Source organism: Acinetobacter sp. N1-1 (assembly GCF_056711485.1).
In genome coordinates, this window is sequence record NZ_JBWXUO010000022.1 from 1 (window position 1) to 1,819 (window position 1,819).

The 1,819-nt window shown below is 37.5% G+C and carries 2 protein-coding genes; both read left to right on the forward strand.

The features are described from left to right. Window positions 1–333 precede the first annotated feature (333 nt). Complete coding sequence (gene repM, locus AC1MPL_RS12455; protein ID WP_479766316.1) at window positions 334–1,293, forward strand: replication initiation protein RepM; 960 nt, start codon at window positions 334–336, stop codon at window positions 1,291–1,293. 269 nt (window positions 1,294–1,562) lie between these two features. Continuing rightward, window positions 1,563–1,819: hypothetical protein (locus tag AC1MPL_RS12460; RefSeq protein WP_479766317.1), on the forward strand; the 257-nt coding region annotated here is incomplete at its 3' end.

The window sequence follows — 1,819 nt, forward strand, 5'->3', positions numbered from 1 at the left end:
TCATCTGCTAAAAATTGCCCCTCCCTGAGCAAAGCGAAGGCAAAAAGTTTGAGTGAAACGAAAACATAGGGCAATTTTCATGATGAAAATGGGCTTTTAATGTTTTTAAATGCTTTTAAATGCTTTTCCGATCGCTGTATGCACCATATAGCAATGCTTTCAAGCTCCATTTAAGGACGTTTAGTTACCCATTTAAGGACGTTTAGTTACCCATTTAAGGACGTTTAGTTACCCATTTAAGGACGTTTAGTTACCCATTTAAGACATATTTTTACTTGTCATTTTAGAGACAAATGATAATATGTCTTTAAAATTGCGTTTAGTTACCTAATTATGAGCAAAGATTTAGTTGTAAAAACCAATCGTCTTAACCAAGCTTTCCAAGTCCTAACTCTTGCAGAGTTGCATATTGTTCAGCTTGCAATTGTTGATGCACGAGAAACAGGAACAGGACTAAGTACAGACAAGCCGTTAAGAATTGATGCTATGAGGTATGCAGAAGCATTTGGTACTAGTCGCCAAAATGCTTATCAGCGAATGAAAGAGGCGGAAGATACGTTATTCAATCGTAGATTTAGTTTCTATGATGAAGATGGAAAATTGGTAAAAAGCCGTTGGATACAACAAGTAAAATATCTTGATGATGAGGGAGCAATGGAACTTGCTTTCACAATGGCAGTTGTTCATGGAATCAGTCGAATTGATGGGGTCAAAGAGTTCTTTACACAATATCTTCTAAGCCAAACTGCCAAACTCTCAAGTGTATATTCTGCAAGGCTTTACGAACTTCTGATTCAGTGGAAAAGCGTTGGTAAAACCCCTGTTTTTGGGCTAGATAGTTTCAGAGATCAGTTAGGAATTGGGGTTAATGAATACAAAGCAATGAGTGACTTTAAAAAGCGTGTTCTTGAACCTGCAATTAGGGAAATCAACGAACAGACAGACATCACAGCGAGTTATGAGCAACACAAAAAAGGGCGTGTGATTACAGGGTTCTCATTCAAGTTCAAGCAGAAGCCAAAACAAGCTCAAATTGCCTCAGAAACGCCAAAAAGAGATCAAACAGAGGAACAACCCCTAAAACCGCTTACAGAGCCTCAAATCGCAAAATACAGCGCAATTCTGTGCAAATTAGGCAGTCTTTCAGACCTAAGTAACTTCCCAGACTATCCAACCTTTGCAAATTGGCTTGGAAATATCTTAAGAGATCCAAAAAACAGTAATCAAGAAACCGTAAAACGAGTTTTCAAAGCATTGGAAACAGAAACGGATTATTCAAAATTAAAAACTTAGTCATGACTAAGTTTTTAATTCCCCGAAGTGAAACAAAGGGCGCACTTACCCGCTTTTTTAATTTCATTCAAAAAGTGGACGTTGCGTAAGGGGTTTTAGCCCTTAACCCAAAATCAAAAGCGGTAATCAAAAAAGATAAAAAAAAGTAGATATTTTTATATCTACTTTTTTAAAAACAAACAAACAGATTTATAGCTAGGTGACCGTAAATCTATTTTGATACTGCCATATTTTTTGATTATAAGCAAAATTAACAAAGCTCACGGAGTGTGAGCGACCAAAAGAAATTTCGATTATCCCCCTCCTTGATTACCGCTTTTTTCAGCATAAAAAATCATGCAAATTTTTACTATCGTGCGCTTTTGCTTTTGAAAAGACACGAGCGCAGCGAAGTGCCATTTTTGCTCTTGATTTTGCTTTTTTGGGTGTCGGGGGTGAAACCCCTGATCCCAGTAGCACAAAAGGGACGAAGTCCCCTCTTGTGTATGCTGGCTTATAAGCTTTTAAAATCTCTTTTCCTCTCCCG